Consider the following 25415-nt stretch of genomic DNA (forward strand, 5'->3'; position numbering starts at 1 on the left):
ACCGGTCGACTCGACTGCCCGCGCGCGACAGGAGAGGCACAGCACGATGGAGGACCGCGACGCCGTCGCACTCGACGACCCGGTGGGTGCTTCTCTCCGCGGTACGCACGCACATCTCGGCCGCCGGGTCGGCCGGGCCGCGACCTACCTGCCGGACGTCGCGACCTTCTCGGCGGTGCCCGCCGACGCCGGCGCGGCGGAGTGGGCCGACCTCGCCCGGCTGCTCGGTCCGGACGCGTTCGCCGACATGTTCAGCTGCCCCGCGATCCCGCCCTCGGACTGGGAGCCGGTCTTCGTCCTCGAAGGCCGGCAGCTGATCTGGCCCGGCCGCGGCCGCCCCGGCCCGCCGGATGCCGGAGCCGACACTGGCGACACCGCATCCGGAGTCGTCGAACTGGGCGCCGACGACGTGCCCGAGATGCTCGACCTGGTGGAACGGACCAGCCCGGGGCCGTTCTGGCCCCGCACCCACGAACTCGGCGCCTACCTCGGTATCCGTGACCGGGGCACGCTGGTGGCGATGGCGGGCGAACGGCTCCGCCCGCCGGGCTGGACGGAGATCAGCGCGGTGTGCACCGCCCCCGAGGCGCGGGGACAAGGCCATGCCGCACGCCTGGTGAGCGCGCTCGTCGCGCGCGTCGTGGCACGGGACGAGCGCCCCTTCCTGCACGTGGCGGAGGCGAACACCGCCGCCATCGCCCTCTACGAACGGCTCGGCTTCAAGACCCGCAAGGATGTGACGTTCCGGGGGTTCCGTACGCCGTGACGCCCCGCGCCTTGGCCGCGGGGCTCACCGCCGTCGACGCACGGCGTTCCAGGCGTCCTCGATGGCATACGAGGACGTCAGCCGCCAGGTCTTCGACTTGTCCGCCACCTTTGACGCCACCGTCCGCCACTTGAACCACAGCGGAAGTTGCCGGAACGGCACGAAGGTCAGCGTGTCGTCGACGGCGGTCTCGGCGACGCCGCGGTGACCCACCGCGCGCAGCGCCGCGTACAGCTCCGGCGTCAGCCTGCCGTTGAGCCGGGCGGCGGTGCCCGCCGCGGTGAAGCCGAACCCCCGCTGACCGCGGTCCGCGAGACGCATCGCCCTGATGATGCGCGGTGAGGCCTCCTCCAGCGAGCAGTTGAAGGCCAGTCCGATGGCCGCCGTACCGAGACGGCTCTCACCGCGCTCGTACGCGGCGTCCCACTCCTCCGGATCGTCGAGGCCGAGCAGGCCCGCGCCGCTGTCCCAGTCCCACGCGGATGCCATGGCCGACCTTCCCGCCGCCTCTTTCGTACCTCAGCTCAGCGCGGCCCCCGCGATGCGCTCGGCCACCGGGTTCATGCCCTCGCCCTTCGCGTCGGTCGCGTTGACCGAGTACACGAGCGTACGGGAGCCGTCCTCCGTGGCGGCGATCATGTTCGTGTAGCCGTAGCGGGCGCCGGTCTTGAGCCACACCTTCTTGCCGTTGACCTTCATGTACTGGAGTCCCGCGCCGAACGTCGCCTCGGGCACGCCCGGTGCGAGGCGGGGCCGCGTGAGCATCTCCTTCAACTGCGCCGGCGGCAGGAGCTTCCCGCCGAACAGTGCCTGCGTGAAGGTCTCCAGATCGGCCGTGCTGGAGATCATGTCGCCCGCCGCGAAGCGGTCGAACTGGTTCCACTCGGTGACGTCGACCAGCCGGGTCGTTCCATCCGGCCGCTCCATCTTCTGGTAGCCGCGGTTGTGGGGGCCGCGGATGCGAGGGTCGGTACCGGGGAAGTACGTGTCGCGCATGCGGAGCGGCTCGAAGATCCGCTCGCGGGCCTGGTCGGCGTACGAGTCCCGGGTGACCCGCTCGATCAGCAGACCGAGGACGGTGTAGCCGATGTTGCGGTAGTGCTGCTCCTTGCCCGGGTCGTGCTGGGGGCCCTCGGCGATGGCGGAGGCGACGACGGTCCGCGGGTCCAACGTGTCGTAGCGGTGGGCGTATTCGTCGTCGAAGCCGTCGCCGGTCTTCAGGCCGCTGGTGTAGTCGAGGAGGCTGCGGACGGGGATGGGCAGGAACTTCTTCTCCTTGTCCGCCGGGCGCGGGAACAGGTCCGGCATGTAGTGCTGGAGCGGCTTGTCGAGGTCGAGCGTGCCCTCGGCGGCCAGTTGCAGCGCCACCGTCGCCGTCACGATCTTGGTCGTGGACCCGGCGCGGAAGCGGCCGTGCGGGTCGGCTCTGCGGTGTGTCACCAGGTCGTGTACGCCGGAACTGCCGCGCCACGTGCCGTGCTTGCCGCCCACGCGGACGAGGGCGGCGGTCGCGTCGTCATTGGGCAGGCCTTCGATCGCCTTGCGCAGGGCCTCTCCGTTCGGTCTGGTGGAGGGGTCCACCGTCGGGGCGGGTGTCGCGGAGGCGCTCGGGGTGTGCGTGTGGGCGAGGGCGAGCGCGGGGACGGCCGCGGCGCCGGTGAGGGCGAGGGCCAGGGCGGTGGCGAGGGCGGCGCGGAAGGGGGACTTCATGAGAACTCCAGGGGCTCCAGGAACTTTCAGGGACTTCAGGGACGGCCGTGCTCGTGCTGCGGTGTTCCCATCCTGGTGATCTCCGGGAGGTGGTGGATCGTCGATGCGGAGGATGCGGTCCCTCTGGCGACTCAGGGTCGGGGCCCGCTCAAACGCCCCTGTGCGCCAGGGTGTTGACCGGGACGTCCCCTAGGTGATCCGAGCCGATCAGCTGCGCCATCGACTCCGCCGCGCGTACGGCGGCGTCCGCGCAGCAGTTGTTGAACAGCACGTGGACCTCGTCGGCACGCTCGGCCATGGAGCGCACGCGCGGCAGCCACTCGGCCAGTTCGTCGGTGGAGTAGGCGTGGCGGAACCGGTCCTCCTTGGACCCCGTGCCCCACGCGGCGTTGCGCCCGTGGAAGCGGACCACTGCATGCCGCTCCACGCTGACCGGTGCCACCGGAGGCATGGAGTGCGGCAGCCCCTGCACCGTGTCCACCGCCACCGCGGCCATGCCCAGGTCGGACAGGAGGGCGGTGGTGCGGTCCCGTTCGCCCTCCCGCCACCAGTCAGGGTGTCGGAACTCCACGGCCACCGGCCAGCCCTCGGCGCGTCGCGCGCTCTCGGCGAGGATCTTCTCCGCGCGCGGGCCGGGGGAGAGCCACGGCGGGAACTGGAACAGCAGGGTCCCCAACCGGTCCGCCTCGCGCAAGGGTCCGAGCGCCGTGCTGAAACGCTGCCAGACGGTGTCCAGCAGTACGGGGCCCACCGGCTCGCCCCGCAGGTCCGCGGGGAGCGCGGTCTGCTGGGTGGGGTGACCGGTCAGCAGGGAGAACGCCTTCACGTCGAAGCGGAACCCGTCCGGCGTGCGGTCCGCCCACAACCGGCAATTGCGGTCGCTCGGCAGCGCGTAATAGGTCGAGTCGACCTCCACCACGGGGAAGCGGCCGGCGTAGTGCCGCAGCCGCCCCTCCGCGTCCTTGCTGCCCCGCGGATACCAGCCACTGGCCAGCAGCGCGCGGTCCGTCCACGAACAGGTCCCCACCAGAATCTCACTCATCCGGCACGGGTACCCCGAGGGCCCCGATGGATCAGGAGGTGCGCAGCGTCGCCAGGACGTCGACGCGGTTGGTGGTGATGGCGTCGACGCCCGCGTCGATCAGGCGCCGCATCGAGCGGCGGGTGTCGGGGGTCCACGCCGAGACGAGGAAGCCCTCGCGGTGCACGTGGCGGGTGAGTTCGCGGTCGACCAGCGGGAAGCGGTAGTTGAGCCAGCGCGGCTTCACCGCGTCGAGCAGGACGCGGCGGGGCGGCGCCAAAGTCGTCCAGGTCAGGGCGATCTCGGCGGCGGGATCGGCCTCCCGCACGGCGAGCATCGTCTGCGGGCCCGCACAGTAGTACGTACGCTCGGCCGCCCCGCAGTCGGCGATCACCCCGACGACCGTGCGCACCGCCTCATACGAGGCGCCCGGCAGATCGACCATGAGCCGGTGCCCCTCCGTGGCGGCGACGGCCGCCTCCAGCGTCGGCACGCCCCCCTCGGTGAGGCCGTCGAGCTCGGCGAAGGACAGGACGCCGAGCGGACGGTCGTACCCCCACAGGCGCTTGAGTGTCGGGTCGTGCAGCAGTACGGGTACTCCGTCGCTGCTCAGGCGGACGTCGATCTCCACCGCGTCCGCGCCCCTTTCCAGCGCCGAGCGCAGGGACGGGAGGGTGTTCTCGCGGAAGCGGTAGGGATCGCCTCGGTGGGCCACGGCTGTCACGGTGCGCATGGCCCCATTGTGGTGCCGGGTCAGGGGGCGAGCCACGTCTCCGTGTACGTGTCGATCTCGGCGGCGATCCGGGCCTTGCCCGCCGGGTCGAGGAAGGACGCCTCCACGGCGTTCTTCGCGAGGGCCGCGATGCCGCGCTCGTCGAGGCCCAGGAGGCGGGCGGCGACCGCGTACTCGTTGTTCAGGTCGGTGCCGAACATCGGCGGGTCGTCGGAGTTGATCGTGACCACGACCCCCGCCTCGACGAACTGCTTGACGGGGTGCTCGTCGAGCGTGCGCACCGCGCGTGTCGCGATGTTCGAGGTCGGGCAGACCTCCAGCGGGATGCGGTGCTCGGCGAGGTGGGCGAGCAGCTTCGGGTCCTGGGCGGAGGTCGTGCCGTGGCCGATGCGCTCGGCGCCGAGGTGGACCAGGGCGTCCCAGACCGTCTCGGGGCCGGTGGTCTCGCCCGCGTGCGGCACCGAGTGCAGGCCGGCCGCGATGGCCTGGTCGAAGTAGGGCTTGAACTGCGGGCGCGGCACGCCGATCTCGGGGCCGCCGAGACCGAAGGAGACGAGCCCCTCGGGGCGCAGCTTCTCGCTGGTGGCGAGGCGGAGCGTCTCCTCGGCGGACACGAGCCCGGCCTCGCCCGGGATGTCGAAGCACCAGCGCAGTACGGTGCCGAACTCGTCCTCCGCGGCCTTGCGGGCGTCCTCGATGGCGTCCATGAAGGCGCGGTCGTCGATGCCGCGGCGCACCGAGGAGTACGGGGTGATGGTCAGCTCGGCGTAGCGAACGTTCTGGCGCGCCATGTCGCGGGCCACCTCGTACGTGAGCAGGCGCACGTCCTCCGGGGTGCGGATCAGGTCCACGACGGAGAGATAGACCTGGACGAAGTGAGCGAAGTCCGTGAACGTGAAGTAGTCGGCGAGCGCCTCGGGGTCCGTCGGCACCGCGGAGTCGGGGTGCCGGGCGGCCAGCTCGGAGACGATGCGGGGGGAGGCCGAGCCCACGTGGTGCACGTGCAGTTCCGCCTTGGGCAGTCCGGCGATGAAGGCGTGCGGGTCTCTGGCTGTCGTGGCTGCGGTCTGCTGCTCGGTCACGGTTTCCTCCCCAGGAACGGAATTGATCGGCTGATCGGTGGGTCGGGGATCATCGTAGGCCTCGGTCGTCGCGGGCAAAGCGTGGGCCGTAGCATGACGGAACGTATGAAAGAGGTGACCTCGTGACCGCCAGGCCTTCCGGATCCGGGGACGACGCCGTGCCGCGTGGCGCGGACGCTCCGGAGGAGCGGGACCCGTGGGCTCCGCCGCCGGAGGATGCCGCGGTGCGGCTGGACAAGCGGGGGGACTGGGCTTCGCCCGCGGCTCCCTCCGGGGCCGGGGCCGGGGCCGGGGCGCCGCCGCCACCTCCGGCGGCCTGGGCATCGGGCGCCGGCAACGCCTTCGCGGCTCCCGGCGAGCCGGTGCCACCGCCCCCGGTCTCGCCGGACGGGCCGGGGCAGATGCCTTACGGGCCTTACGGGTACGGGGGCCACGGGGTACACCCAGGGCACCCCGGTTACGCGAACGCTTCGGGGCATCAGGGCCCCCAGGGGTACGCGGGACCGCAGGGATATCCGGGGTACCCCGGCTACCCGGGTCAGGGAATGCCCGGATACGGCTGGCCCGCCATGCCGATGGCGCCCGCGAACGGCATGGGCGTCACCGGGCTGGTCCTCGGGATCATCGCGACGGTCGGCTTCTGCCTGTGGCCGCTCGCGATCGTGCTCGGCATCCTCGCGGTGATCTTCGGCGCCGTGGGGCGCGGGAAGGCGCGCCGAGGCGAGGCGACGAACGGGGGCCAGGCCCTCGCGGGGATCATCTGCGGGGCGGTCGGCATCGTGCTGGCCGTGGTGCTGCTGGTGATCATCCTCGTGATGTCGGACGAGGAGACGGACTCCCGCTCCCTGGAGCCGCCGGGCCGCACGACGACGACGGCAGCGCAGCCCGGCTGAGGCTGTGGCCGGGATTGACCGGGAGCTGCGGTTGGGACCGGCCGGGGGCCGCAGCGGGGATTGGCCGGGGGCCGCAGCCGAGGCCGATCGGGACTGCGGCTGAGCCTGACCGGGGCCACGGCCGGGACCGGCCGGGAGCTGCGGTCGTGACCGACCCGTGCCCGCAGCTGCGGGCCCCGCGCGCCGCCCCCGGGCTTCCGCTCTGTGCCTGGCCTCGTCCCGTGCCCGGCCCGGCCTCGTCCCGCTCCACGTCCGGCCCCGCCCGCCCCGCGCTCGGCCCCACCCCGCGCCACCGCCCCCGCTCAGTCCGCCGCCGCTCCCACCCGCTCCCGCGCCCCCATCAACGCGAACCCCAGCAGATTCGGCCCCCGCCACTTCTCCGGGTCCTGGATGCGGGGGTCGTCGGCGGCCAGGCCCACGCCCCATACCCGGTCCAGTGGGCTCGTTTCCACCAGTACTCGCTCGCCCGTGCCCCGCAGGAACTCCCGCAGGGCCGGGTCCGAGGTGAACTTGTGGACGCTGCCGGTCAGCACGATCCCGAACCGCTCCCGCGCCCATATCGCCTCGTCGAAGCCCCGCACCAGCCGCCCCGCGTTCTTCGCCTCGGCGGGCGTACGCGCCGCGAGGACCGCGCGCTCGGCGTCCGCGTCGTCGAAGAGGCGGGCCTTGGCCGCCATCATCCAGTGCTCCGCGGTCGCGTACGTGACGCCGTCCACGGTGAACGGCGAGGGCCACCACTGGCTCAGGCAGCTCGCGCCCAGCGTGCCGTCGCGGCGCGGGGTGTGCCCCCAGAAGTACAGATACTTCACGCGCTGCCCCGCGTGCACCGCGCCGACCAGCGCCTCCACCGAGTCGATCTTCGTCATGCACGCGAGTCTGGCACGCACCACGGACACTCCGTCCTGGGTTTTCGAGGACGACTCGACACCTGGTCGACAGATTCCGTCGCGTAACCAAAAGGCAACAACGGAATCACTTGTTGGACCTGTACTGCTCTGTCAGGATCGGCACTCAAATCGATCTGGAGCTACGCCGACCCCCGCGACGGGGAGGGTGGCGGAGGAGAGCGTCATGCACAACTTCCAGGCGCAGGACCATTTCGCGGACGGCGCGCAGTACATCGCCGGACGGCTGACGAAGGGGACCTCGGGACGCACGCACGCCGTCGTCGACCCCGCCACCGCCGAGGAGGTCTACTCGTACGAACTCGCCGGAAGGGACGACGTCGACGCCGCCGTCGCGGCCGCCGCAGAGGCGTTCCCCGGCTGGGCCGGTGCCACCCCGGGCGAGCGCTCCGACGCCATGCACCGCTTCGCGGGCGTGCTGGCCGACCGCGCGGAGGAGTTCGCGCAGGCCGAGTCGTTGCAGTGCGGCAAGCCGATCAAGCTGAGCCGGGAGTTCGACGTCCCCGGCACCGTCGACAACGCCGCCTTCTTCGCGGGCGCCGCCCGGCACCTCCAGGGCCAGTCGGCCGGTGAGTACACCGGGGACCACACCTCGTACGTACGCCGTGAGCCCATCGGTGTCGTCGGGTCCATCGCGCCTTGGAACTACCCCCTCCAGATGGCCGCCTGGAAGGTGCTCCCGGCGATCGCGGCCGGCAACACCATCGTCCTCAAGCCCGCCGAGCTGACGCCCTTCACCTCGCTGCTCTTCGCGCGGGCCGCCACCGAGGCCGGTATCCCGGACGGCGTCGTCAACATCGTCACGGGCGCGGGCAGGGACGCCGGTGAGCATCTCGTCGGGCACCCCGCTGTCGCCATGACCTCCTTCACCGGGTCCACCGGCGTCGGCAAGCGCGTCGCCGAGATCGCCACCGCCACCGTCAAGCGCCTCCACCTGGAGCTCGGCGGCAAGGCCCCCTTCGTGGTCTTCGACGACGCCGACCTCGACGCCGCCGTGCACGGCGCGGTCGCCGGCGCACTCATCAACTCCGGGCAGGACTGCACGGCCGCCACGCGCGCGTACGTCCAGCGTCCGCTGTACGACGCCTTCGTGCAGGGCGTCGCCGACCTCATGGAGAGCGTGCGGCTCGGTGACCCGTTCGACCCGAGCACCGACATGGGGCCGCTCATCTCGCACGTCCACCGCGACCGCGTCGCCGGCTTCGTCGACCGGGCCCGCTCCTACGCGCGCGTGGTGACCGGCGGCGAGGCGCTCACCCACCCGGGCGCCTTCTACAAGCCCACCCTCATCGCGGACGCGGCGCAGGACAGCGAGGTCGTACAGTCCGAGATCTTCGGGCCCGTCCTCGTCGTACTGCCCTTCGACAGCGACGACGAGGGCATCCGGCTCGCCAACGACACCCCCTACGGACTCGCCGCCTCCGCCTGGAGCCGCGACGTGTACCGCGCGAACCGCGCGACCCGGGAGATCAAGGCCGGGTGCGTGTGGGTCAACGACCACATCCCGATCCTCAGCGAGATGCCGCACGGCGGCTACAAGGCCTCGGGCTACGGAAAGGACATGTCCACCTACTCCTTCGAGGAGTACACGCAGGTCAAGCACGTCATGTTCGACAACACCGCGGTCGTCCGCAAGGACTGGCACCGCACGATCTTCGGGGACCGGTAGCCGCGTGGCCGCTCGGCCACGCCGCCACGTCGTCACAGGCCGCCCGACCAGCGGCCGCCTTCCTCCCGAAAGGGCAACCACACGCATGGAGCAGCACGAGCCCGCCAGCCTGTCACCGGCCCAACTGGCCGCCATGCACCGCAGCCTGAGGTACGGCAGGGGGTCCCTGACCCGCCGTTCCCTGCTGCGCGCCTCCACCGGCGGCGCGCTCGCCGTCGGCGGACTGGGCGCCCTGAGCGCCTGTGGCATCCCCCCGGCCGGCAAAAGCCAGGGCGAGGTCTCGTCCGACGACCACTCGGCCGAGGAGAAGCAGATCGCCTTCTCCAACTGGACCGAGTACATGGACGTCGACGAGAAGGACGAGAACAGGCGGCCGACCCTGGCGGCGTTCACGAAGCGCACCGGGATCAGCGTCAAGTACACCGAGGACATCAACGACAACGTCGAGTTCTTCGGGAAGATCAAGCCGCAGCTCGCCGCGGGCCAGGAGACCGGACGCGACCTGATCTGCGTCACGGACTGGCTCGCCGCACGGCTGATCCGCTTCGGGTGGGTCCAGAAACTGGACCCGGCCAACCTGCCGCACGCGTACACCAACCTGTCGACCCAGTTCCGCGACCCCGACTGGGACCCGGGCCGGGCCTACTCGTATCCCTGGACCGGCATCTCCACCGTCATCGCGTACAACAAGAAGGCGACCGGCGGGAAGGAGGTCACCTCGGTCGCGCAGCTCCTCGAGGACCCCAAGCTGAAGGGCCGCGTCGGGTTCCTCTCCGAGATGCGCGACACCGTCGGCATGACGCTCATCGACATGGGCAAGGACCCCGGCGACTTCACCGACGACGACTTCGACGCGGCCGTCGCCCGCCTCCAGAAGGCCGTCGACAAGAAGCAGGTCCGCCGCTTCACCGGCAACGACTACACCTCGGACCTCGCCAAGGGCGACATCGCCGCCTGCCTCGGCTGGGCCGGCGACATCGTGCAGTTGCAGGCCGACAACCCGGACATCGGCTTCCACATCCCCGACCAGGGCTACATCACGTCCACGGACAACCTGCTGGTGCCCAACAAGGCGCGGCACAAGCGCAACGCCGAGCGCCTCATCGACTACTACTACGAGCCGGAGCCCGCGGCACGCCTCGCGGCGTACATCAACTACGTCTGCCCGGTCGACGGGGTGCGGGACGCGCTCGCGAAGATCGACAAGGACGCCGCGGCCAATCCGCTGATCATCCCTGACGCGGAGATGAAGGCGAAGTCCCGGGCGTTCCGGTCGCTCACGCCCAAGGAAGAGACCGCCTACGAAGAGAAGTTCGCGAGGCTGACCGGCGTGTGACACGGCGCCGCCGCGCTGGGCTGTGGCCGCTTGCAACTGCGGGTCCGTCGTGGCTGGTCGCGCCCACGCGGCGGAGCCGCACATGTAAGAGCCCCGCGCCCCTGACGGGGCGCCTTCGTTCCCCCCGACTTCATCTGGACCCACTATGACCTACGCTCAAGAACACGGCGGCGACGTCCGTCTCACCGGGATCAGCAAGACGTACGGCTCCTTCACCGCCGTGCACCCGCTCGACCTCACCGTGCCGCAGGGCTCCTTCTTCGCGCTGCTCGGCGCCTCCGGCTGCGGCAAGACGACCACGCTCCGCATGATCGCGGGCCTGGAGGAACCCAGCTCCGGCACGGTCCACCTGGGCGAGCAGGACGTCACGTCCCTGCCGCCGTACAAGCGGCCCGTGAACACCGTCTTCCAGTCGTACGCGCTCTTCCCGCACCTGGACATCTTCGAGAACGTCGCCTTCGGCCTGCGCCGGCGCGGCATCAAGTCGGTGAAGGGCCAGGTCGGCGAGATGCTCGACCTCGTCCAGCTCGGCGAGCAGGCGCGCAAGAAGCCGCACCAGCTCTCCGGCGGCCAGCAGCAGCGCGTCGCCGTGGCCCGCGCGCTCATCAACCACCCCAAGGTGCTCCTCCTCGACGAGCCGCTGGGCGCCCTCGACCTCAAGCTGCGCCGCCAGATGCAGCTGGAGCTCAAGCGCATCCAGACCGAGGTCGGCATCACCTTCGTGCACGTCACGCACGACCAGGAGGAGGCCATGACGATGGCCGACACCGTGGCCGTGATGAACGGCGGCCGCGTCGAGCAGCTCGGCGCCCCCGCCGACCTCTACGAGAACCCGCGCACCACCTTCGTCGCCAACTTCCTCGGCACCTCCAACTTCATCGAGGCGGAGGTCGCCGCGACGAGCGGCGACGACCTCGTCGTGAAGGCCGGCGACTGCAAGCTGACGCTGCCCGCCGCCCGATGTACCGGCCCCACCGCCACCGGCGGCAAGGTCCTCGTAGGCATCCGCCCCGAGAAGATCTCCCTCGCGCACGCCGACGACGCGGGGCGGATTCCCGAGGGGCGCAACCGCGTCACGGGACGCATCGCCGACAGCAGCTTCATCGGCGTATCGACGCAGTACGTGGTGCACAGCCCCGTCTGCCCCTCCTTCGAGGTGTACGCGCAGAACATCGAGCGCGACGGCCGGCTCACCCCGGGCGCCGAGGTCGTCCTGCACTGGAACCCCGCGCACACCTTCGGCCTGGACGCCGCCCAGTCCCTCCTTGCCGGGACAGAGGGCTCGGCGGGCGTCGAGAAGGTCGAGGAGGACGCCTCCGCATGACGACGACCCTGACCGAAGCACCACCGGCGAAGGACCCCGAGGACCCGGCCCCGGCCCCCCGCAAGCCCCGCAAGCGCGGCCGCCTCGTCCCCTACTGGCTGCTGCTCCCCGGCCTCCTCTGGCTGGTCGTCTTCTTCGCGCTGCCGCTGGTCTACCAGGCCTCGACCTCCGTCCAGACGGGGTCGCTCGAAGAAGGCTTCAAGGTCACCTGGCACTTCGCCACCTACTGGGACGCGCTCACCGACTACTGGCCGCAGTTCCTGCGCTCGGTGCTCTACGCGGGCGCCGCCACCGTCCTGTGCCTGCTGCTCGGCTACCCGCTCGCGTACCTCATCGCGTTCCGCGCGGGCCGCTGGCGGGGCATCATCCTGGTCCTGGTCATCGCGCCGTTCTTCACCAGCTTCCTCATCCGTACGCTGGCGTGGAAGACGATCCTCGCGGACGGCGGCCCCGTCGTCGGCGCCCTCAACTCCCTGCACGTCCTCGACGTCACCAGCTGGCTGGGCGTCACGGCGGGCGACCGGGTCCTCGCGACGCCGCTCGCGGTGATCTGCGGCCTCACGTACAACTTCCTGCCGTTCATGATCCTGCCGCTCTACACCTCGCTGGAGCGCATCGACGGCCGGCTCCACGAGGCCGCGGGCGACCTCTACGCCAAGCCGAGCACCACCTTCCGCAAGGTGACGCTGCCGCTCTCCATGCCGGGCGTCGTCTCCGGCACGCTGCTGACCTTCATCCCGGCGGCGGGCGACTACGTGAACGCGGACCTGCTCGGCTCGACGGACACCCGCATGGTCGGCAACGTCATCCAGACGCAGTTCCTGCGCGTCCTGGACTACCCGACGGCCGCGGCCCTCTCCTTCATTCTCATGGCCGCCATTCTCTTCATGGTGACCTTCTACATCCGCAAGTCGGGGACGGAGGACCTGGTCTGATGGCCTTTGTACGCTGGCTGCGGCGCAACCTCGTCGTCATCGCGGGCCTGTGCACGCTCGCCTATCTGCTCCTGCCGAACATCGTCGTGACCGTCTTCTCCTTCAACAAGCCGAAGGGGCGCTTCAATTACTCCTGGCAGGAGTTCTCGCTCGACGCGTGGAAGGATCCGTGCGGCGTGGCCGACATGTGCGGGTCGCTCTCGCTGAGCCTCCAGATCGCCACCTGGGCGACGATCGGCGCGACCGTACTCGGCACGATGATCGCCTTCGCGCTGGTGCGCTACCGCTTCCGCGCGCGCGGCGCCGTGAACTCGCTGATCTTCCTGCCGATGGCGATGCCCGAGGTCGTCATGGCCGCCTCGCTGCTCACGCTCTTCCTCAACATGGGCGCTCAGCTGGGCTTCTGGACCGTCCTCATCGCCCACATCATGTTCTGCCTCAGCTTCGTGGTGACCGCCGTCAAGGCGCGCGTCATGTCGATGGACCCCCGCCTCGAACAGGCCGCGCAGGACCTCTACGCCGGTCCCGTGCAGACGTTCCTGAGGGTCACGCTGCCGATCGCCGCACCGGGCATCGCGGCGGGCGCGCTGCTCGCCTTCGCGCTCTCCTTCGACGATTTCATCATCACGAACTTCAACGCGGGCTCGACCGTGACCTTCCCCATGTTCGTCTGGGGATCGGCACAGCGGGGCACGCCCGTTCAAATCAATGTGATCGGTACGGCGATGTTCCTCGTCGCCGTGCTCCTGGTGCTCGCCGGAATGCTGATCGGCAAGCGCCGCAACAAACAGCCCAAGTAACCGTGACGCAGTTCTCGAAGGAGTGGAAATCATGGCCCCAAGCGCCATGACCCGTTGGACCAAGTCCCTCTCCGACGCCCAGCCGGTCTCGTACTGGCTGGACGACCCGGGCAGGCCCGCCCCCGAGCCCGCCCTCACCGGCGACGACCGCTGCGACCTCCTCGTCGTCGGCGGCGGTTACAGCGGCCTGTGGACCGCGCTCATCGCCAAGGAGCGCGACCCCGGGCGCGACGTCGTCCTCGTCGAGGGCCGCGAGGCGGGCTGGGCCGCCTCCGGCCGCAACGGCGGCTTCTGCGCCGCCTCCCTCACGCACGGCATCGCCAACGGCCTGTCCCGCTGGCCCGGCGAGATCGAGAAGCTGGAGGAGCTCGGCGCCCGCAACCTCGACGAGATCGAGGCGGCCGTCAAGCGCTACTCCATCGACTGCGACTTCGAGCGCACCGGCGAGATCGACGTCGCCACCGAGCCGCACCAGGTCGCCGAACTGCGCGAGATGTACGAGGAGATGGCGGCCCACGGCCTGGCGGGCGGCACCGAGCTGCTCGACGCGGACGCCGTGCGCGAGCAGGTCGACTCGCCCACCTTCCTCGGCGGCCTCTGGGACCGCGACGGCGTCGCCATGCTGCACCCGGCGAAGCTGGCGTGGGGCCTGAAGCGGGCCTGCCTGGAGAAGGGCGTACGCGTCTACGAACACACGCCCGCCCTGGAGCTGGCCGCCGCCGGCGCCGGGATGGCGGTCCGCACGCCGTACGGCCGCGTCTTCGCCCGCCAGGTGGCGCTCGCCACGAACATCTTCCCCTCGCTGGTCAAGCGCGTCCGCGCGTACACCGTGCCGGTCTACGACTACGCGCTGATGACCGAGCCGCTGAGCGAGGAGCAGCTGGCCGCGATCGGCTGGCGCAACCGGCAGGGGCTCGGCGACAGCGCGAACCAGTTCCACTACTTCCGGCTCTCCGCCGACAACCGCATCCTGTGGGGCGGCTACGACGCGATCTACCCGTTCGGCGGGAAGGTCCGCGCCGAGTACGACGACCGGCCCGAGACGTACGCGAAGCTCGCCGGGCACTTCTTCACCTGCTTCCCGCAGCTGGAGGGGGTCCGCTTCACGCACGCGTGGGGCGGCGCGATCGACACCTGCTCGCGCTTCTCGGCGTTCTTCGGCACGGCGCACAAGGGCCGCGTCGCCTACGCCGCCGGGTACACCGGGCTCGGTGTCGGGGCCACGCGGTTCGGCGCCGACGTGATGCTGGACCTGCTCTCCGGGGAGCGCACGGAGCGGACGAGCCTGGAGATGGTGCGTACGAAGCCGCTGCCGTTCCCGCCTGAGCCGTTCGCCTGGACGGGCGTCGCGCTGACCAAGTGGTCGCTGGCCCGCTCCGACGCCAACGGCGGTAAGCGGAACCTCTGGCTCAAGACGATGGACAAGCTGGGCCTCGGCTTCGACAGCTGAACCGGCGTACGCCCCACCGCCCCGCCGTGAGCCGCTTCACCACCAGCGGGTGTCCGAACCCGCGTAATGCCCGCCCCCCGGACCCCTCTCACCTGTGACACGCACGGTCGTCGCACAGGAAATGGAGGTCCGGTCATGGCTGGCACGGGTGGCTCGGGTGACACGGGCGGCAGGGGCCGCACGGGCGGCCCGGGGGCGAGGTCGGCGGTCGAATGGCTCGTTTCGGTGGCGCCGGATCCGGACGCCTGCCGCTGGGAGTGGGAGCGCAGTCCGCTCGGGGTCGCGCTCCTGCCGGCGGGCCGCCGCTGGGACGTGCTGATCCTCCCCGGCGAGCTCGGCCGCACCACGCTCGACGTACTGAACCGCCGCGTCGAGCGCCCCGGACCGGTGCTCGCCGACTTCGGGGACGCGCGCGTGGGCTTCTTCGTGCCCGCGGGCACGGCCGCCCGCTGGCTGGGCACGGGCGTACGCGGCGCCGGCCGCGGCACCTGGATCGTCGTGCCCCATCCCGGGCGGGCGAGCGGCGGGGTCCGCTGGCTGGTGCCGCCGGACGGCCGGGGCACGCTGACGGATCCGGCACTGCTCGAACTGGCCATGCACGAGGCGGCCGCGGGGCTGCTGGGGGAGGGGGAGGAACGCGGGGAGTGACCTCGGGTTGCGCGCGCGGGCGCCTGCCTGCGGCGGTCTTCCGACGCCCCAGGCGAGGGTCACTCCTGCGCGACGGTCACTCCGGGCCCGGGTGCCGGCCGTACCGCCCGGTCAGCGCGGCCATGGCCGTCAGCAGCATCCCGCACAGCAGCCAGGAAGCCACCACGTCCAGCGGCCAGTGATATCCGCGCCGCACGAGTGCGAAACCGACCGCCACGTTCAACAGGACGCAGCCGATGAGCAGTCCACCTCGGCCGTACGCGCGCCGCAGCAGTGGCAGCGCCAGCAGCGCGGCCGCCCCGTAGGCGACGGCGGCCGTCGCCGCGTGCCCCGAGGGGTAGAAGCCGTCGTGCCCTGCCATGCCCGGCGGCCCCGGCCGGTCCACGGCCGCCTTGAGCGGCACGACGAGCGCGGGCACCGCGGCCATGGCGACGGCGGCGGCCAGCGGCGCCAGCCACCAGCGGAACACCCCGGCACGGCGGCCGTGCCAGGCGGCGTACGCGAGGACGGCCCCGAGGACCGGCACGGCGACGCCGAGGTTGCCGAGGTCGGCGAAGAACTCCGCGGCGCGCTCCGGGAAAGGGCTGCCGACGGTCGCCCGCCCCGCGCGCTCGTCGGCGCGGCGCAGCGGACCGTCGACGACGACCTGCCAGGTGAGGAGCGCGAACAGGCACGCGCACAGGGAGAGCGGGAGGAAAAGGGGCGGCCGCCTCGGAACAGGGGGTGGTTCCGAGGCGGCCGGAGGGACCGGGTCGCCGCGCGCCCCGGGGGGTGTGGGGCGGGCGGCCATCCGATCGGTGAGGAGTTCCGGAGCCGGAAGCTCCGGGTGCGTGCGCGAAGGCACGACCAAGACGGGGCTGGGGAGGCTCCGCCCTGGTGTCGCCCACAGTCCCCTGTGGGCGGGGTGTCTCTCTCATCTGCAGAAACCGTACGGCAGGCGGTGGCGGGCCGACAGGAACATCGGCAACCCGTCATAGGGCCCGCACACGTTCTTCACACGCCCCCGATGGTCACTCCGAGAGGCCCCGGCGGACTCAGACGCCCGCGAAGGCGCCCTCAAGGATGTCCAGGCCCTCGTTCAGCAGGTCGTCGCCGATGACCAGCGGCGGCAGGAAGCGCAGGACGTTGCCGTACGTGCCGCAGGTCAGGACCAGCAGGCCCTCCGCGTGGCAGGCCTTGGCCAGGGCCGCGGTGGCCGCCGGGTTCGGCTCCTTCGTCGTACGGTCCTTGACCAGCTCGATGGCGATCATCGCGCCGCGGCCACGGACGTCGCCGATGATGTCGAACTTCTCGGCCATGGCGCCCAGGCGGGCCTTCATGGTGGCCTCGATGCTCTTCGCCTTGGCGTTGAGGTCGAGCTCCTTCATGGTCTCGATGGCACCGAGCGCACCGGCGCAGGCCACCGGGTTGCCGCCGTAGGTGCCGCCGAGGCCGCCCGCGTGCGGGGCGTCCATGATCTCGGCGCGGCCCGTGACGGCGGCGAGCGGCAGGCCGCCCGCGATGCCCTTGGCCGTGGTGATCAGGTCCGGGACGATGCCCTCGTCCTCACAGGCGAACCACTGGCCGGTGCGGCAGAAGCCGGACTGGATCTCGTCCGCCACGAAGACGATGCCGTTGTCGTTGGCGAACTTCACGATCTCCGGCAGGAAGCCCTTCGCGGGCTCGATGAAGCCGCCCTCGCCGAGCACCGGCTCGATGATGATCGCGGCGACGTTCTCCGCGCCGACCTGCTTGGTGATCTGGTCGATGGCCTGCTTGGCGGCCTCGGGACCGGCGTTCTCGGCACCGGTCGGCCAGCGGTAGCCGTAGGCGACCGGGACGCGGTAGACCTCGGGGGCGAACGGGCCGAAGCCGTGCTTGTACGGCATGTTCTTGGCGGTCAGCGCCATCGTGAGGTTCGTACGGCCGTGGTAGCCGTGGTCGAAGACGACGACGGCCTGGCGCTTGGTGTACGCACGGGCGATCTTGACGGCGTTCTCGACGGCCTCGGCGCCGGAGTTGAACAGCGCCGACTTCTTCTCGTGGTCGCCCGGCGTCAGCTCGGCGAGCGCCTCGGCGACGGCCACGTAACCCTCGTACGGCGTGACCATGAAGCAGGTGTGCGTGAAGTCCTGGAGCTGGGCGGAGGCCCGGCGCACCACGGCCTCGGCGGAGGCGCCGACGGACGTCACGGCGATGCCGGAACCGAAGTCGATCAGCCGGTTGCCGTCGACGTCCTCGATGATGCCGCCGCCCGCGCGGGCGGTGAAGACGGGCAGCACGGAGCCCACGCCACCGGCCACCACGGCGGTGCGGCGGGCCTGCAGCTCCTGCGACTTCGGACCGGGGATGGCGGTGACGAGGCGACGCTCCTGCGGAAGTGCGCTCATGGGGGACTCCTGGGGGTGGGGTCTTGGGTGGATCGGTGACCGCGGGACGCCGGCCGGCCACGAGGAGCGTCCGGGACGCCGTCTTCCGGGCGTATCTCTGCTTTCTTCGCAGGTTAGGGGCGGTACGGGGGCGCGGGCATGCTCCATGGGGGAGTTGTTCGGCGCGGCGGTTGTCCGTGATGGACATAGCAGGGCCCCCGGCCGGGCAGGGGCGGCCATCGATCAGGAATCGAGAAGCGCGGCGCGGCCGCCCTGCCTAGCCTCATCGTCATGGACATCACGATTCACACCACGGCCCTCCCGCACGACGACCCGGACGCCTCCCTGGCCTTCTACCGCGACACCCTCGGCATGGAGGTCCGCAGCGACGTCGGTCAGGGCAGGATGCGCTGGATCACCGTCGGCCCCGTCGGCCAGCCCGGCACGTCCATCCTCCTGGCCCCGCCCGCCGCCGACCCCGGGGTCACCGAGGACGAGCGGCGCACCATCGCCGAGATGATGGCCAAGGGCACCTACGGCTGGATCCTGCTGGCCACCCGGGACCTCGACGCCACCTTCGAGAAGGTGCGGGCGGGCGACGCCGAGGTCGTCCAGGAACCGACCGAGCAGCCGTACGGCATCCGCGACTGCGCCTTCCGCGACCCCGCGGGCAACCTGATCCGCATCCAGGAGGTCCGCTGAGCCGCACCCGTACAACTGCGCCTCATCCGCACGACTGTGCCTCACCCACCCGAAGGAGTTCCCTCATGTGTCACCCCTCGTGGGGCCGCGCACGCGCCGCGGCACATCGCACGGGCGACCTCGCCAGGCTGCGCCGCGTACGTGACCGGATCGACCGGGAGTACGCCCGGCCGCTGAACGTCGAGGCGCTCGCCCGCGGCGCGCACCTGTCCGCCGGGCACCTCAGCCGCCAGTTCCGGCAGGCCTACGGCGAGTCGCCCTACGCGTATCTGATGACGCGTCGCATCGAACGCGCGACGGCTCTGCTGCGCCGCGGCGACCTCGGCGTCACCGAGGTCTGCTTCCTGGTCGGCTGCTCCTCGCTCGGCACCTTCAGCACCCGTTTCACCGAGCTGGTCGGCATGTCGCCGGGCGCCTACCGGCGCGCGGCGGCCCGCGCCGCGGAGGGGGTGCCGCCGTGCGTGGTGAAACAGGTGTCGAGACCGGTCAGGAACCGACGGACCCCGGCCGCCGAACCCCAGGCGGTGTGAGGGCAAGACCGTCATCGACGCCGTCACCCTCGACGTGGCCGACCTCGCGGCCGCCCGCCGCTTCCACGCCGCCGCCTTCGAGCTGGACACACAGATACGGCTGCGGGCCGCCGGGGCCTCACCGTGGCGAAGAGCGCCGGCCGTGTACGCGGAGTCCGAGCCCGGCCCGAGCCCCGTGAAGCTGGCGCTCTACCGTCGCCGCGCTCTCGCCAAGGACCCCGGGGTGTCTGCCGACGGCAGCGGCTCGCACCGGCTCACGATCGGTGCCGACACGGGTCCCTTCACCGACCCGGACGGCTTCTCGTGGGAGACCGCCTCACCACCGTCGTCCACGGACCCGGGCGCGTAGCCGGTGAACTCCCCTTGCCATGGCACTAGATTGGCCCGCGAACCAGGAGAGCGGCAGGCCAGGGGGCAAGGATCATGGATTCCGACGGTACGCAGGACGTGCACGGCACGCACGCGACTCCCGTGCCGCGCCGGCCGGACAGCCTCCCGGCCCCGCCCGTCGGCCTGCCGCCCGAGCCGTCCGCGGCCGTGCCGCACCGCCGATGCCGCGCCGCCCGCCCGCGGCGCCGTCGGAGACCGCCGACTGGCTGAACGCGCCGCGCCCCGACGCGGGCCCCGGGATCTGGCGGTTCCGGCACGTCCCACCGCCGCCGGACGAGGAGGACGGGCGGCGCCTGGACCGCGCCCTGCTGGCCGGGATGACGATCTCCCTCGTACTCGGGCTGTTCGTCTGGTTCCTCTGGCGGCAAGGGCGCATGCCCTACCAGACGCCGCTCATCCAGTTGTTCCTGCCCGGCGAGTGGTTCTACGCGGCGAGCCTCGAACCGAGCGTGTGGCAGGGCTATGAAGCCCTGGTCGTCGTCAACGGCGTCTTCTTCGGACTGCTGGTGTACGGCGTCGGGCGCCTCGGGAACTGGTCCGAGGCCCTGCGGCACGTCATCGCCCGGAGGGAGCAGCCCGTCCGGGCGATCCGCTCGGCGCTCGGCGCGCTGCTCGTGCTGGTGTTCGTCTGGCCGCAGGCCTTCCCGGCGGTCTCCTGGGACGCGCTGCCGATCGCCACACCCGTCATGGCCCTGATGGCGTTGTGCACGGGCGGATACCAGGTCTTCGAGAACGAGTTCGTCACCTATGGCCTGTACACCCTGATCACCGCGGCGGTCCTGTGGCCCTTCGCGCGGCTCGGCGACTGGCGGGGCCTCGTGCGGAGCTGGGCGGCCGACTCCCGGAAGGACCCGAAGCTGCCGCCGCCCCCGCCGGGCCCCGCCCCGGTCGCGCCCCGCGCCCAGTGGCCCGAACTCAGGGGGGCGGGACAGCACCAGGCGGCCGACGTGCTCGCCGCCGAGGTGCTCGGCGGCCGGATGAACGACGTCGACTGCGTCCGGGTGCGCCGGGGGTGGAGCGCGGCACAGCAGCGCTCGGCCCTGATCGCCTCGTTCACCGAGACGGTGCTGCGCCAGGGCGGCGCGGCGTGGACGCACCCCTCCGGAGCCCGCGACCTCCCCTCGCGCGACGCGCTCCACGACCTGCTCGTGGGGCAGGTCAGGATCGGCCGGTGCGTCCCCGAGGAGCGCAACCCCCGGGCCAGCCGCGGCGCGGGCATCGCCCTGGACCCCGCGGTGCTCGGCACCTCGCTGCTCGCGGTGGGACCGTCCGGCGCGGGCAAGACCGGCAGGCTCATCCGGCCCGTCGTCGAATCCCTCTCCCTCCAGGCGCTCACCGGCAGCTGCGCGGTCGTCGCGGTGTGCCCCGCGGGTACGCCGCTCGGCGCGGACGACGCGTACGACGTCGTCGTCAAGCTCGGCGACCCCGCATCGACGCACGACCTCGACCTGTACGCGGGCACCACGGATCCGGACGAGGCCGCCTCCTTCCTGGCCGAGGGCCTGGTCGGCGACCTCGACGCGGTGGACAGCCGCCGCGCGGCCACCACGCTGGCCCAAGTGCTCGGCCCCTACTGGGCCGCGTACGGACGGTTCCCCTCCGTGCCGCTGCTCCGGGAACTGCTCGAAGGCGTGCCCGCGGCGGTGGCGGACCTGCGCCAGGCCCTCGGCTCGCAGGAGCACGCCGTGATGCGGCGCGAACTCGACGCGCGGATCCGCCAGCAGGGCAGCGTCGCCGACCCGGGCCCCGCCCTCGCCGACCGGCTCGCTCTCCTCGACCGGCCCGCGTTCGCCGACTTCTTCGGCGCGGGCAGCGACAGCCCCTTCTCCCTGCGCGCCGTGGTGCACCACCCGATGCGCGTCCGCATCGACCTGCCCGAGCGGGGGCACGCGGAGGCGTCCCGGCTGCTCGCCCGCCTCCTCCTCGCCCAGTTCAACGCCATGGCGCACACCCGCGCCGACCGTGAGCACTTCATCTGCCTCGTCCTCGACGACGCCACGCGGACCGTGACCGCCGAGACGGTCAGGGGCATGCAGCGCCTGCGGTCGGCGAACGCGGGAGTGGTGCTCGCCCTGCGCACCGTGAGCGACGTACCCGAACCGCTGCAAGGACCGCTGTACGCCACCGTCGGCTGCCGTATGGCCTTCTCGGGAATCTCGACGTGGGACGGCAGACGCTTCGCGGAGGCGTGGGGCAAGGCGTGGATCGAGACCCGCGAGGTCGCCCAGCACGCGGTCTTCGCGGACCAGCCGATGACCCGCGCCCTGCACGCGCTGCGCAAGCTGGTCACCGGCAAGACGGTGACCAGGGACGCCGTCACCGTCCGCCAGGTGGAGCGCGAGCGCTGGTCGGCGTCCGAGCTGGCCCACGCCATGCCGCCGGGGCACGCGGTGCTCTCGCTCACCGACGTACGAGGGGAGTACGCGCCGCCGCTGCTGGTGGACCTGCGCGGGTGACGGCGGCCCGGAAGGGGCGCCGACCCGGTGACACACGTACGGGGGCGGCCGGTCTTGTCCACACCGTACGGTGAGGCAGAATCGACACAGGTCGTTCATACGGACCGGCCAAAAGATCCACATCCCGGCGCCCGGGCCACCGAACCTCGGAGCCCACGGGCCCTCGGGCCGCCGGGAAGTCCGCCCGCCCCGCCTGCCGCAGACCTGAAGGTCCCATGCCGCCCACGCTCGCCTCGCTCGTCCACCACTCCGCGCTCAAACTGACCGTGCGTGCGGGCGAGGAGCGCCTGGACACCCCCGTGCGCTGGGCGCACGCCAGCGAACTCGCCGACCCCGTGCCCTACATGGAGGGCGGCGAACTGCTCCTGATCACCGCGCTCAAACTGGACGCGGAAGACCCGCAGGCCATGCGGCGCTACGTGAAACGGCTCGCGGGCGCGGGCGTCGTCGGCCTCGGCTTCGCCGTCGGCGTCCACTACCCCGACATCCCCAAAGCCCTCCTCGACGCCGCCACCGAGGCGGAGCTCCCGCTCATCGAGGTGCCGCGCCGCACGCCGTTCATCGCCATCAGCAAGGCCGTGTCCGCCGCCATCGCGGAGGAGCAGTACCGCGCGGTGACCGCCGGGTTCTCCGCCCAGCGCGAGCTGACCAGGCAGGCGCTGAGCGACGGTCCCGAAGGCCTGCTGCTCGCGCTCGCCGGGCAGGTCGACGGCTGGGCCGCGCTGTACGACGCGTCCGGCGCCGTCGTCGCCACCGCACCGGAGTGGGCCACCCGCCGGGCCGCCCGGCTCACCGCCGACGTCGAACGCCTCAGGGAGCGGCCCGCGCCCGCCAGCTCGGTCGTCGCGGGCGCCGAGGACCGCGTGGAGCTGCACTCCCTCGGCACCGGCCGCAGGCCGCGCGCCGCGCTCGCCGTCGGCACGGCGTCCACCCTCGGCACCGCCGAGCGGTACGCGGTGCACTCCGCGATCGCGCTCCTGACCCTCACCACCGAGCGGTCGCGCGCGCTGCACGCGGCCGAGCAGCGGATCGGCGCCGCCGTGCTGCGGATGCTGCTGGCCGGGGAGCCCGACCACGCGCGGACCGTCGCCGGGGATCTCTACGGCGGCCTCCTGGACGCCCCTTTCCGGCTCGTCGTCGCCGAGGTGGCCTCCGCGTCGGCGGCCCGGGTGCGGGCGGGCGCGGCGCCGGGCCCCGAGGAGAGCGGCGAGAAGGCTGCTCCGGCACCGGCCGCGACATCGGCCGCGGTGCTCGCCGTGGCGGCGGCCTCGGTCGGCGGCGACCCGCTCGCCGCGCTCGTCGACATCGTCGAGGCCGCGGCCGCCCGCTCCGGCGAGGCCCTGCTCGTCGTCCCCTACGGGGAGCGGCTGGTGCTGCTCGTCGTGGACGGCGGCGCCGGGGCGCGGGCCTGCGCGCAGTACGCCGCCGCCCTGGAGGCCGGGCGGGGCGCCGCCGGGCGCGAGGCCACGGCGTCCGGCGAGGAGCCCGAGCTGGTGATGGGCCTGTCCGCACCGGCGGGGCCGATCGCCGCGGCCACCGCGTACAAGCAGGCCGAGCAGGCGCTGTCCGTCGCCCGGCGGCGCGGCAGGGCCCTGGTCGAGCACGAGGAACTGGCCGCCGGGTCCGTGCTCCCGCTGCTCGCGGACGACGCGGTGCGGGCCTTCGCGGACGGCCTGCTGCGAGCACTGCACGAACACGACGCGACCGGCCGCGGCGACCTCGTCGCCTCCCTGCGCGCCTGGCTCTCCCGCCACGGCCAGTGGGACGCCGCAGCGGCAGACCTGGGCGTCCACCGCCACACCCTGCGCTACCGCATGCGCAGGGTGGAGGAAATCCTCGGCCGCTCCCTGGACGACCCGGACGTCCGCATGGAGCTGTGGCTGTCCCTGAAGGCAACAACGACGACAACGGACTGAGACGCGCCCCGAAGGGGGCGCGGGGAACGGCGCGCTCAGCCACGACACACCCGCACATGCCGCGCAGCGCAGTCGCCAAGCCAAGACACCCCCGCACATGCCGCGCGGCGCCGGCGCCAACCAAAGCCCCGCCCCGCCCCCCAACCCCCCGCCCGTACAAACCGGCGCGAGGCCCCCGGCCAGTACTCCGCCCCGGACAAACGTCAAGAACTCCACCTCCCCCTACGGTGAGGGACGTACCACGTACCCCCCAGACACACCTCCGCGGAAGGGCCGGGAATCACATGACTTCCATCCACGCCTTCTGGCTCGCCGGTCGCCAGACCACCGGCGAGACCACGTTCGACGTCACCTCCCCCTGGGACGGCCGGCTCGTCGCCAAGGCGGCCGTCCCGACCGACGCCCAGGTCGAGGAGGCCGTCGCCGCCGCGTACGCCGTCCGCGACGAGTTCGCCGCGACCCCGGCCCACGCCCGCGCCGCCGCCCTCGACCACGTGAGCCGCCGCCTCGTCGAGCGCACGGAGGAGATCGCGCAGCTCATCTCCGCCGAGAACGGCAAGCCGATCAAGTGGGCCCGCGGCGAGGTCGGCCGCGCGGTCTCCGTCTTCCGGTTCGCCGCGGAGGAGGCCCGCCGCTTCAACGGCGGCGAGGCCCAGCGCCTGGACACCGACGCCGGCGGCCAGGGCCGCCTCGCCCTGACCCGCCGCTTCCCCAAGGGCGTCGTCCTCGGCATCGCGCCGTTCAACTTCCCGCTGAACCTCTGCGCGCACAAGGTCGCCCCGGCCATCGCCGTCGGCGCGCCGATCATCCTGAAGCCCGCCCCGGCGACCCCGCTGTCCGGTCTGATCCTCGGCGAGCTGCTCGCGGAGACGGACCTGCCCGCCGGCTCCTGGTCGGTCCTGCCGGTCGCCAACGACAAGATGCCCGCCCTCGTCCAGGACGAGCGCATGCCGGTCATCTCCTTCACCGGCTCCGACAAGGTCGGCTACGCGATCATGGACTCGGTGCCGCGCAAGCACTGCACCCTGGAGCTCGGCGGCAACGGCGCGGCCGTCGTCCTCGGCGACTTCTCCTCGGACGAGGACCTGGACTGGGCCGCCTCGCGCATCGCGACCTTCTCCAACTACCAGGGCGGCCAGTCCTGCATCTCCGTGCAGCGGGTCATCGCCGACGCCTCCGTGTACGACCGGCTCGTGCCGCGCGTCGTCGAGGCCGTCGAGGCCCAGGTCACCGGCGACCCCTCCGACCCGAAGACCGACGTCGGCCCGCTGGTCAACGAGGACGCCGCCAAGCGCGTGGAGTCCTGGGTCGACGAGGCCGTCAAGGCGGGCGCGCAGCTGCTCACCGGTGGCAAGCGCGACGGCGCCACCTACGCGCCGACCGTCCTCGCCGACGTACCGGCCGACGTGACCATCGCCTGCGAGGAGGTCTTCGGACCGGTCCTCACCGTCAAGAAGGTGGACGGCGAGGCGGAGGCGTTCGCCGCCGTCAACGACTCCAAGTACGGCCTCCAGGCGGGCGTCTTCACGCACGACCTGCAGACCGCCTTCCGCGCGCACCGCGCCCTGGAGGTCGGCGGCGTGGTCATCGGCGACGCCCCGTCCTACCGCGCCGACCAGATGCCGTACGGCGGCGTCAAGCAGTCCGGCGTCGGCCGCGAGGGCGTCCGCTACGCGATGGACGACTACACCTACGAGCGGGTCATGGTGCTGACGGGCCTCGCCCTGTAAGCCACTCAGCAGCCACGTCCCCCGAGGACAACGGCCGGAGCCCACTGTGCGGGGGCTCCGGCCGTTTTCGT

Annotated in this window: 23 protein-coding genes; 15 read left to right on the forward strand and 8 right to left on the reverse strand. The window is 72.2% G+C overall.

Annotated features, from left to right (window positions below; translation table 11 throughout):
• Positions 1 to 46: 46 nt before the first annotated feature.
• Entirely contained in the window at positions 47 to 766 is a 720-nt protein-coding gene (locus KKZ08_RS28020; protein WP_223777065.1) for a GNAT family N-acetyltransferase, read from the forward strand.
• A gap of 24 nt (positions 767 to 790) precedes the next feature.
• Here KKZ08_RS28020 and KKZ08_RS28025 read toward each other — a convergent pair whose 3' ends face one another.
• The 5 genes from KKZ08_RS28025 to KKZ08_RS28045 all read right to left on the reverse strand — a co-directional run bounded on the left by KKZ08_RS28025 (position 791) and on the right by KKZ08_RS28045 (position 5312).
• Positions 791 to 1255 (reverse strand): hypothetical protein, encoded by a 465-nt coding sequence (locus tag KKZ08_RS28025; RefSeq protein WP_223777066.1) that lies wholly within the window; start codon positions 1253 to 1255, stop codon positions 791 to 793.
• 30 nt (positions 1256 to 1285) lie between these two features.
• Entirely contained in the window at positions 1286 to 2476 is a 1191-nt protein-coding gene (locus KKZ08_RS28030; RefSeq protein ID WP_223777067.1) for a serine hydrolase domain-containing protein, read from the reverse strand.
• Positions 2477 to 2624: 148 nt separating this feature from the next.
• Positions 2625 to 3518: a DUF72 domain-containing protein gene (locus KKZ08_RS28035; RefSeq protein WP_223777068.1), complete on the reverse strand. Its 894-nt coding sequence runs from the start codon at positions 3516 to 3518 to the stop codon at positions 2625 to 2627.
• Positions 3519 to 3549: 31 nt separating this feature from the next.
• Entirely contained in the window at positions 3550 to 4230 is a 681-nt protein-coding gene (locus KKZ08_RS28040; RefSeq protein ID WP_223777069.1) for a glycerophosphodiester phosphodiesterase, read from the reverse strand.
• 20 nt (positions 4231 to 4250) lie between these two features.
• Entirely contained in the window at positions 4251 to 5312 is a 1062-nt protein-coding gene (locus KKZ08_RS28045; RefSeq protein WP_223777070.1) for an adenosine deaminase, read from the reverse strand.
• A gap of 545 nt (positions 5313 to 5857) precedes the next feature.
• Between KKZ08_RS28045 and KKZ08_RS28050 the strand changes: the two genes are divergently transcribed.
• Complete coding sequence (locus tag KKZ08_RS28050) at positions 5858 to 6205, forward strand: DUF4190 domain-containing protein (protein WP_223777071.1); 348 nt, start codon at positions 5858 to 5860, stop codon at positions 6203 to 6205.
• A 302-nt stretch (positions 6206 to 6507) separates the two neighbouring features.
• On the opposite strand, the gene KKZ08_RS28055 is transcribed toward KKZ08_RS28050, so the two are convergent.
• A complete protein-coding gene (locus tag KKZ08_RS28055; protein WP_223777072.1) occupies positions 6508 to 7071 on the reverse strand; it encodes an NADAR family protein in 564 nt (187 codons plus the stop codon).
• A gap of 205 nt (positions 7072 to 7276) precedes the next feature.
• Between KKZ08_RS28055 and KKZ08_RS28060 the strand changes: the two genes are divergently transcribed.
• From KKZ08_RS28060 to KKZ08_RS28090, 7 genes are all read left to right on the forward strand, one after another.
• The gene (locus tag KKZ08_RS28060) at positions 7277 to 8779 is read left to right on the forward strand and encodes a gamma-aminobutyraldehyde dehydrogenase (protein WP_223777073.1); all 1503 of its coding nucleotides are present in this window, start codon (positions 7277 to 7279) and stop codon (positions 8777 to 8779) included.
• 85 nt (positions 8780 to 8864) lie between these two features.
• Positions 8865 to 10115, forward strand: a complete 1251-nt coding sequence (locus tag KKZ08_RS28065) for a spermidine/putrescine ABC transporter substrate-binding protein (protein WP_223777074.1) — start codon at positions 8865 to 8867, stop codon at positions 10113 to 10115.
• A gap of 145 nt (positions 10116 to 10260) precedes the next feature.
• Entirely contained in the window at positions 10261 to 11439 is a 1179-nt protein-coding gene (locus KKZ08_RS28070) for an ABC transporter ATP-binding protein (RefSeq protein ID WP_223777075.1), read from the forward strand.
• Positions 11436 to 12374, forward strand: coding sequence for an ABC transporter permease (locus KKZ08_RS28075; RefSeq protein WP_223777076.1), 939 nt, complete (start codon positions 11436 to 11438; stop codon positions 12372 to 12374). The genes KKZ08_RS28070 and KKZ08_RS28075 overlap by 4 nt, the downstream gene beginning before the upstream one ends.
• On the forward strand, positions 12374 to 13174 hold the full coding sequence (locus KKZ08_RS28080; protein WP_223777077.1) for an ABC transporter permease: 801 nt from the start codon (positions 12374 to 12376) through the stop codon (positions 13172 to 13174). The genes KKZ08_RS28075 and KKZ08_RS28080 overlap by 1 nt, the downstream gene beginning before the upstream one ends.
• A 31-nt stretch (positions 13175 to 13205) precedes the next feature.
• Entirely contained in the window at positions 13206 to 14624 is a 1419-nt protein-coding gene (locus KKZ08_RS28085) for an FAD-dependent oxidoreductase (RefSeq protein ID WP_223777078.1), read from the forward strand.
• Between the two features lie 135 nt (positions 14625 to 14759).
• Positions 14760 to 15272, forward strand: coding sequence for a hypothetical protein (locus KKZ08_RS28090; RefSeq protein ID WP_223777079.1), 513 nt, complete (start codon positions 14760 to 14762; stop codon positions 15270 to 15272).
• Between the two features lie 76 nt (positions 15273 to 15348).
• On the opposite strand, the gene KKZ08_RS28095 is transcribed toward KKZ08_RS28090, so the two are convergent.
• Positions 15349 to 16116 carry a phosphatase PAP2 family protein gene (locus KKZ08_RS28095; protein ID WP_346657895.1) on the reverse strand — a complete coding sequence of 256 codons (768 nt, stop codon included), beginning with the start codon at positions 16114 to 16116 and terminating at the stop codon, positions 15349 to 15351.
• Between the two features lie 190 nt (positions 16117 to 16306).
• Complete coding sequence (gene gabT / locus KKZ08_RS28100; protein ID WP_223777080.1) at positions 16307 to 17641, reverse strand: 4-aminobutyrate--2-oxoglutarate transaminase; 1335 nt, start codon at positions 17639 to 17641, stop codon at positions 16307 to 16309.
• A gap of 270 nt (positions 17642 to 17911) precedes the next feature.
• On the opposite strand from gabT, the gene KKZ08_RS28105 reads away from it, so the two are divergent.
• The 6 genes from KKZ08_RS28105 (at position 17912) to KKZ08_RS28130 (ending at position 25344) form a co-directional block, all read left to right on the forward strand.
• On the forward strand, positions 17912 to 18322 hold the full coding sequence (locus KKZ08_RS28105; RefSeq protein ID WP_223777081.1) for a VOC family protein: 411 nt from the start codon (positions 17912 to 17914) through the stop codon (positions 18320 to 18322).
• Positions 18323 to 18387: 65 nt separating this feature from the next.
• Positions 18388 to 18852 carry a helix-turn-helix transcriptional regulator gene (locus KKZ08_RS28110; RefSeq protein WP_223777082.1) on the forward strand — a complete coding sequence of 155 codons (465 nt, stop codon included), beginning with the start codon at positions 18388 to 18390 and terminating at the stop codon, positions 18850 to 18852.
• A 34-nt stretch (positions 18853 to 18886) separates the two neighbouring features.
• Positions 18887 to 19201: a hypothetical protein gene (locus tag KKZ08_RS28115; RefSeq protein ID WP_223777083.1), complete on the forward strand. Its 315-nt coding sequence runs from the start codon at positions 18887 to 18889 to the stop codon at positions 19199 to 19201.
• Positions 19202 to 19403: 202 nt separating this feature from the next.
• The gene (locus tag KKZ08_RS28120) at positions 19404 to 21698 is read left to right on the forward strand and encodes an ATP/GTP-binding protein (RefSeq protein ID WP_223777084.1); all 2295 of its coding nucleotides are present in this window, start codon (positions 19404 to 19406) and stop codon (positions 21696 to 21698) included.
• 215 nt (positions 21699 to 21913) lie between these two features.
• Positions 21914 to 23614, forward strand: a complete 1701-nt coding sequence (locus tag KKZ08_RS28125; RefSeq protein WP_223777085.1) for a PucR family transcriptional regulator — start codon at positions 21914 to 21916, stop codon at positions 23612 to 23614.
• A gap of 284 nt (positions 23615 to 23898) precedes the next feature.
• Complete coding sequence (locus KKZ08_RS28130) at positions 23899 to 25344, forward strand: aldehyde dehydrogenase family protein (protein ID WP_223777086.1); 1446 nt, start codon at positions 23899 to 23901, stop codon at positions 25342 to 25344.
• Positions 25345 to 25415 lie beyond the last annotated feature (71 nt).

Source organism: Streptomyces sp. 135 (assembly GCF_020026305.1).
Taxonomy (GTDB): Bacteria; Actinomycetota; Actinomycetes; order Streptomycetales; family Streptomycetaceae; genus Streptomyces.

Excerpts from the sequence above, each read along its gene's own strand:
- KKZ08_RS28020 (WP_223777065.1), top strand. The coding sequence starts at position 47 with ATGGAGGACCGCGACGCCGTCGCACTCGACGACCCGGTGGGTGCTTCT.
- KKZ08_RS28025 (WP_223777066.1), bottom strand. The coding sequence starts at position 1,255 with ATGGCATCCGCGTGGGACTGGGACAGCGGCGCGGGCCTGCTCGGCCTC.
- KKZ08_RS28030 (WP_223777067.1), bottom strand. The coding sequence starts at position 2,476 with ATGAAGTCCCCCTTCCGCGCCGCCCTCGCCACCGCCCTGGCCCTCGCC.
- KKZ08_RS28035 (WP_223777068.1), bottom strand. The coding sequence starts at position 3,518 with ATGAGTGAGATTCTGGTGGGGACCTGTTCGTGGACGGACCGCGCGCTG.
- KKZ08_RS28040 (WP_223777069.1), bottom strand. The coding sequence starts at position 4,230 with ATGCGCACCGTGACAGCCGTGGCCCACCGAGGCGATCCCTACCGCTTC.
- KKZ08_RS28050 (WP_223777071.1), top strand. The coding sequence starts at position 5,858 with ATGCCCGGATACGGCTGGCCCGCCATGCCGATGGCGCCCGCGAACGGC.
- KKZ08_RS28055 (WP_223777072.1), bottom strand. The coding sequence starts at position 7,071 with ATGACGAAGATCGACTCGGTGGAGGCGCTGGTCGGCGCGGTGCACGCG.
- KKZ08_RS28060 (WP_223777073.1), top strand. The coding sequence starts at position 7,277 with ATGCACAACTTCCAGGCGCAGGACCATTTCGCGGACGGCGCGCAGTAC.
- KKZ08_RS28065 (WP_223777074.1), top strand. The coding sequence starts at position 8,865 with ATGGAGCAGCACGAGCCCGCCAGCCTGTCACCGGCCCAACTGGCCGCC.
- KKZ08_RS28070 (WP_223777075.1), top strand. The coding sequence starts at position 10,261 with ATGACCTACGCTCAAGAACACGGCGGCGACGTCCGTCTCACCGGGATC.
- KKZ08_RS28075 (WP_223777076.1), top strand. The coding sequence starts at position 11,436 with ATGACGACGACCCTGACCGAAGCACCACCGGCGAAGGACCCCGAGGAC.
- KKZ08_RS28080 (WP_223777077.1), top strand. The coding sequence starts at position 12,374 with ATGGCCTTTGTACGCTGGCTGCGGCGCAACCTCGTCGTCATCGCGGGC.
- KKZ08_RS28085 (WP_223777078.1), top strand. The coding sequence starts at position 13,206 with ATGGCCCCAAGCGCCATGACCCGTTGGACCAAGTCCCTCTCCGACGCC.
- KKZ08_RS28090 (WP_223777079.1), top strand. The coding sequence starts at position 14,760 with ATGGCTGGCACGGGTGGCTCGGGTGACACGGGCGGCAGGGGCCGCACG.
- gabT (WP_223777080.1), bottom strand. The coding sequence starts at position 17,641 with ATGAGCGCACTTCCGCAGGAGCGTCGCCTCGTCACCGCCATCCCCGGT.
- KKZ08_RS28105 (WP_223777081.1), top strand. The coding sequence starts at position 17,912 with ATGGACATCACGATTCACACCACGGCCCTCCCGCACGACGACCCGGAC.
- KKZ08_RS28110 (WP_223777082.1), top strand. The coding sequence starts at position 18,388 with ATGTGTCACCCCTCGTGGGGCCGCGCACGCGCCGCGGCACATCGCACG.
- KKZ08_RS28120 (WP_223777084.1), top strand. The coding sequence starts at position 19,404 with ATGCCGCGCCGCCCGCCCGCGGCGCCGTCGGAGACCGCCGACTGGCTG.
- KKZ08_RS28125 (WP_223777085.1), top strand. The coding sequence starts at position 21,914 with ATGCCGCCCACGCTCGCCTCGCTCGTCCACCACTCCGCGCTCAAACTG.
- KKZ08_RS28130 (WP_223777086.1), top strand. The coding sequence starts at position 23,899 with ATGACTTCCATCCACGCCTTCTGGCTCGCCGGTCGCCAGACCACCGGC.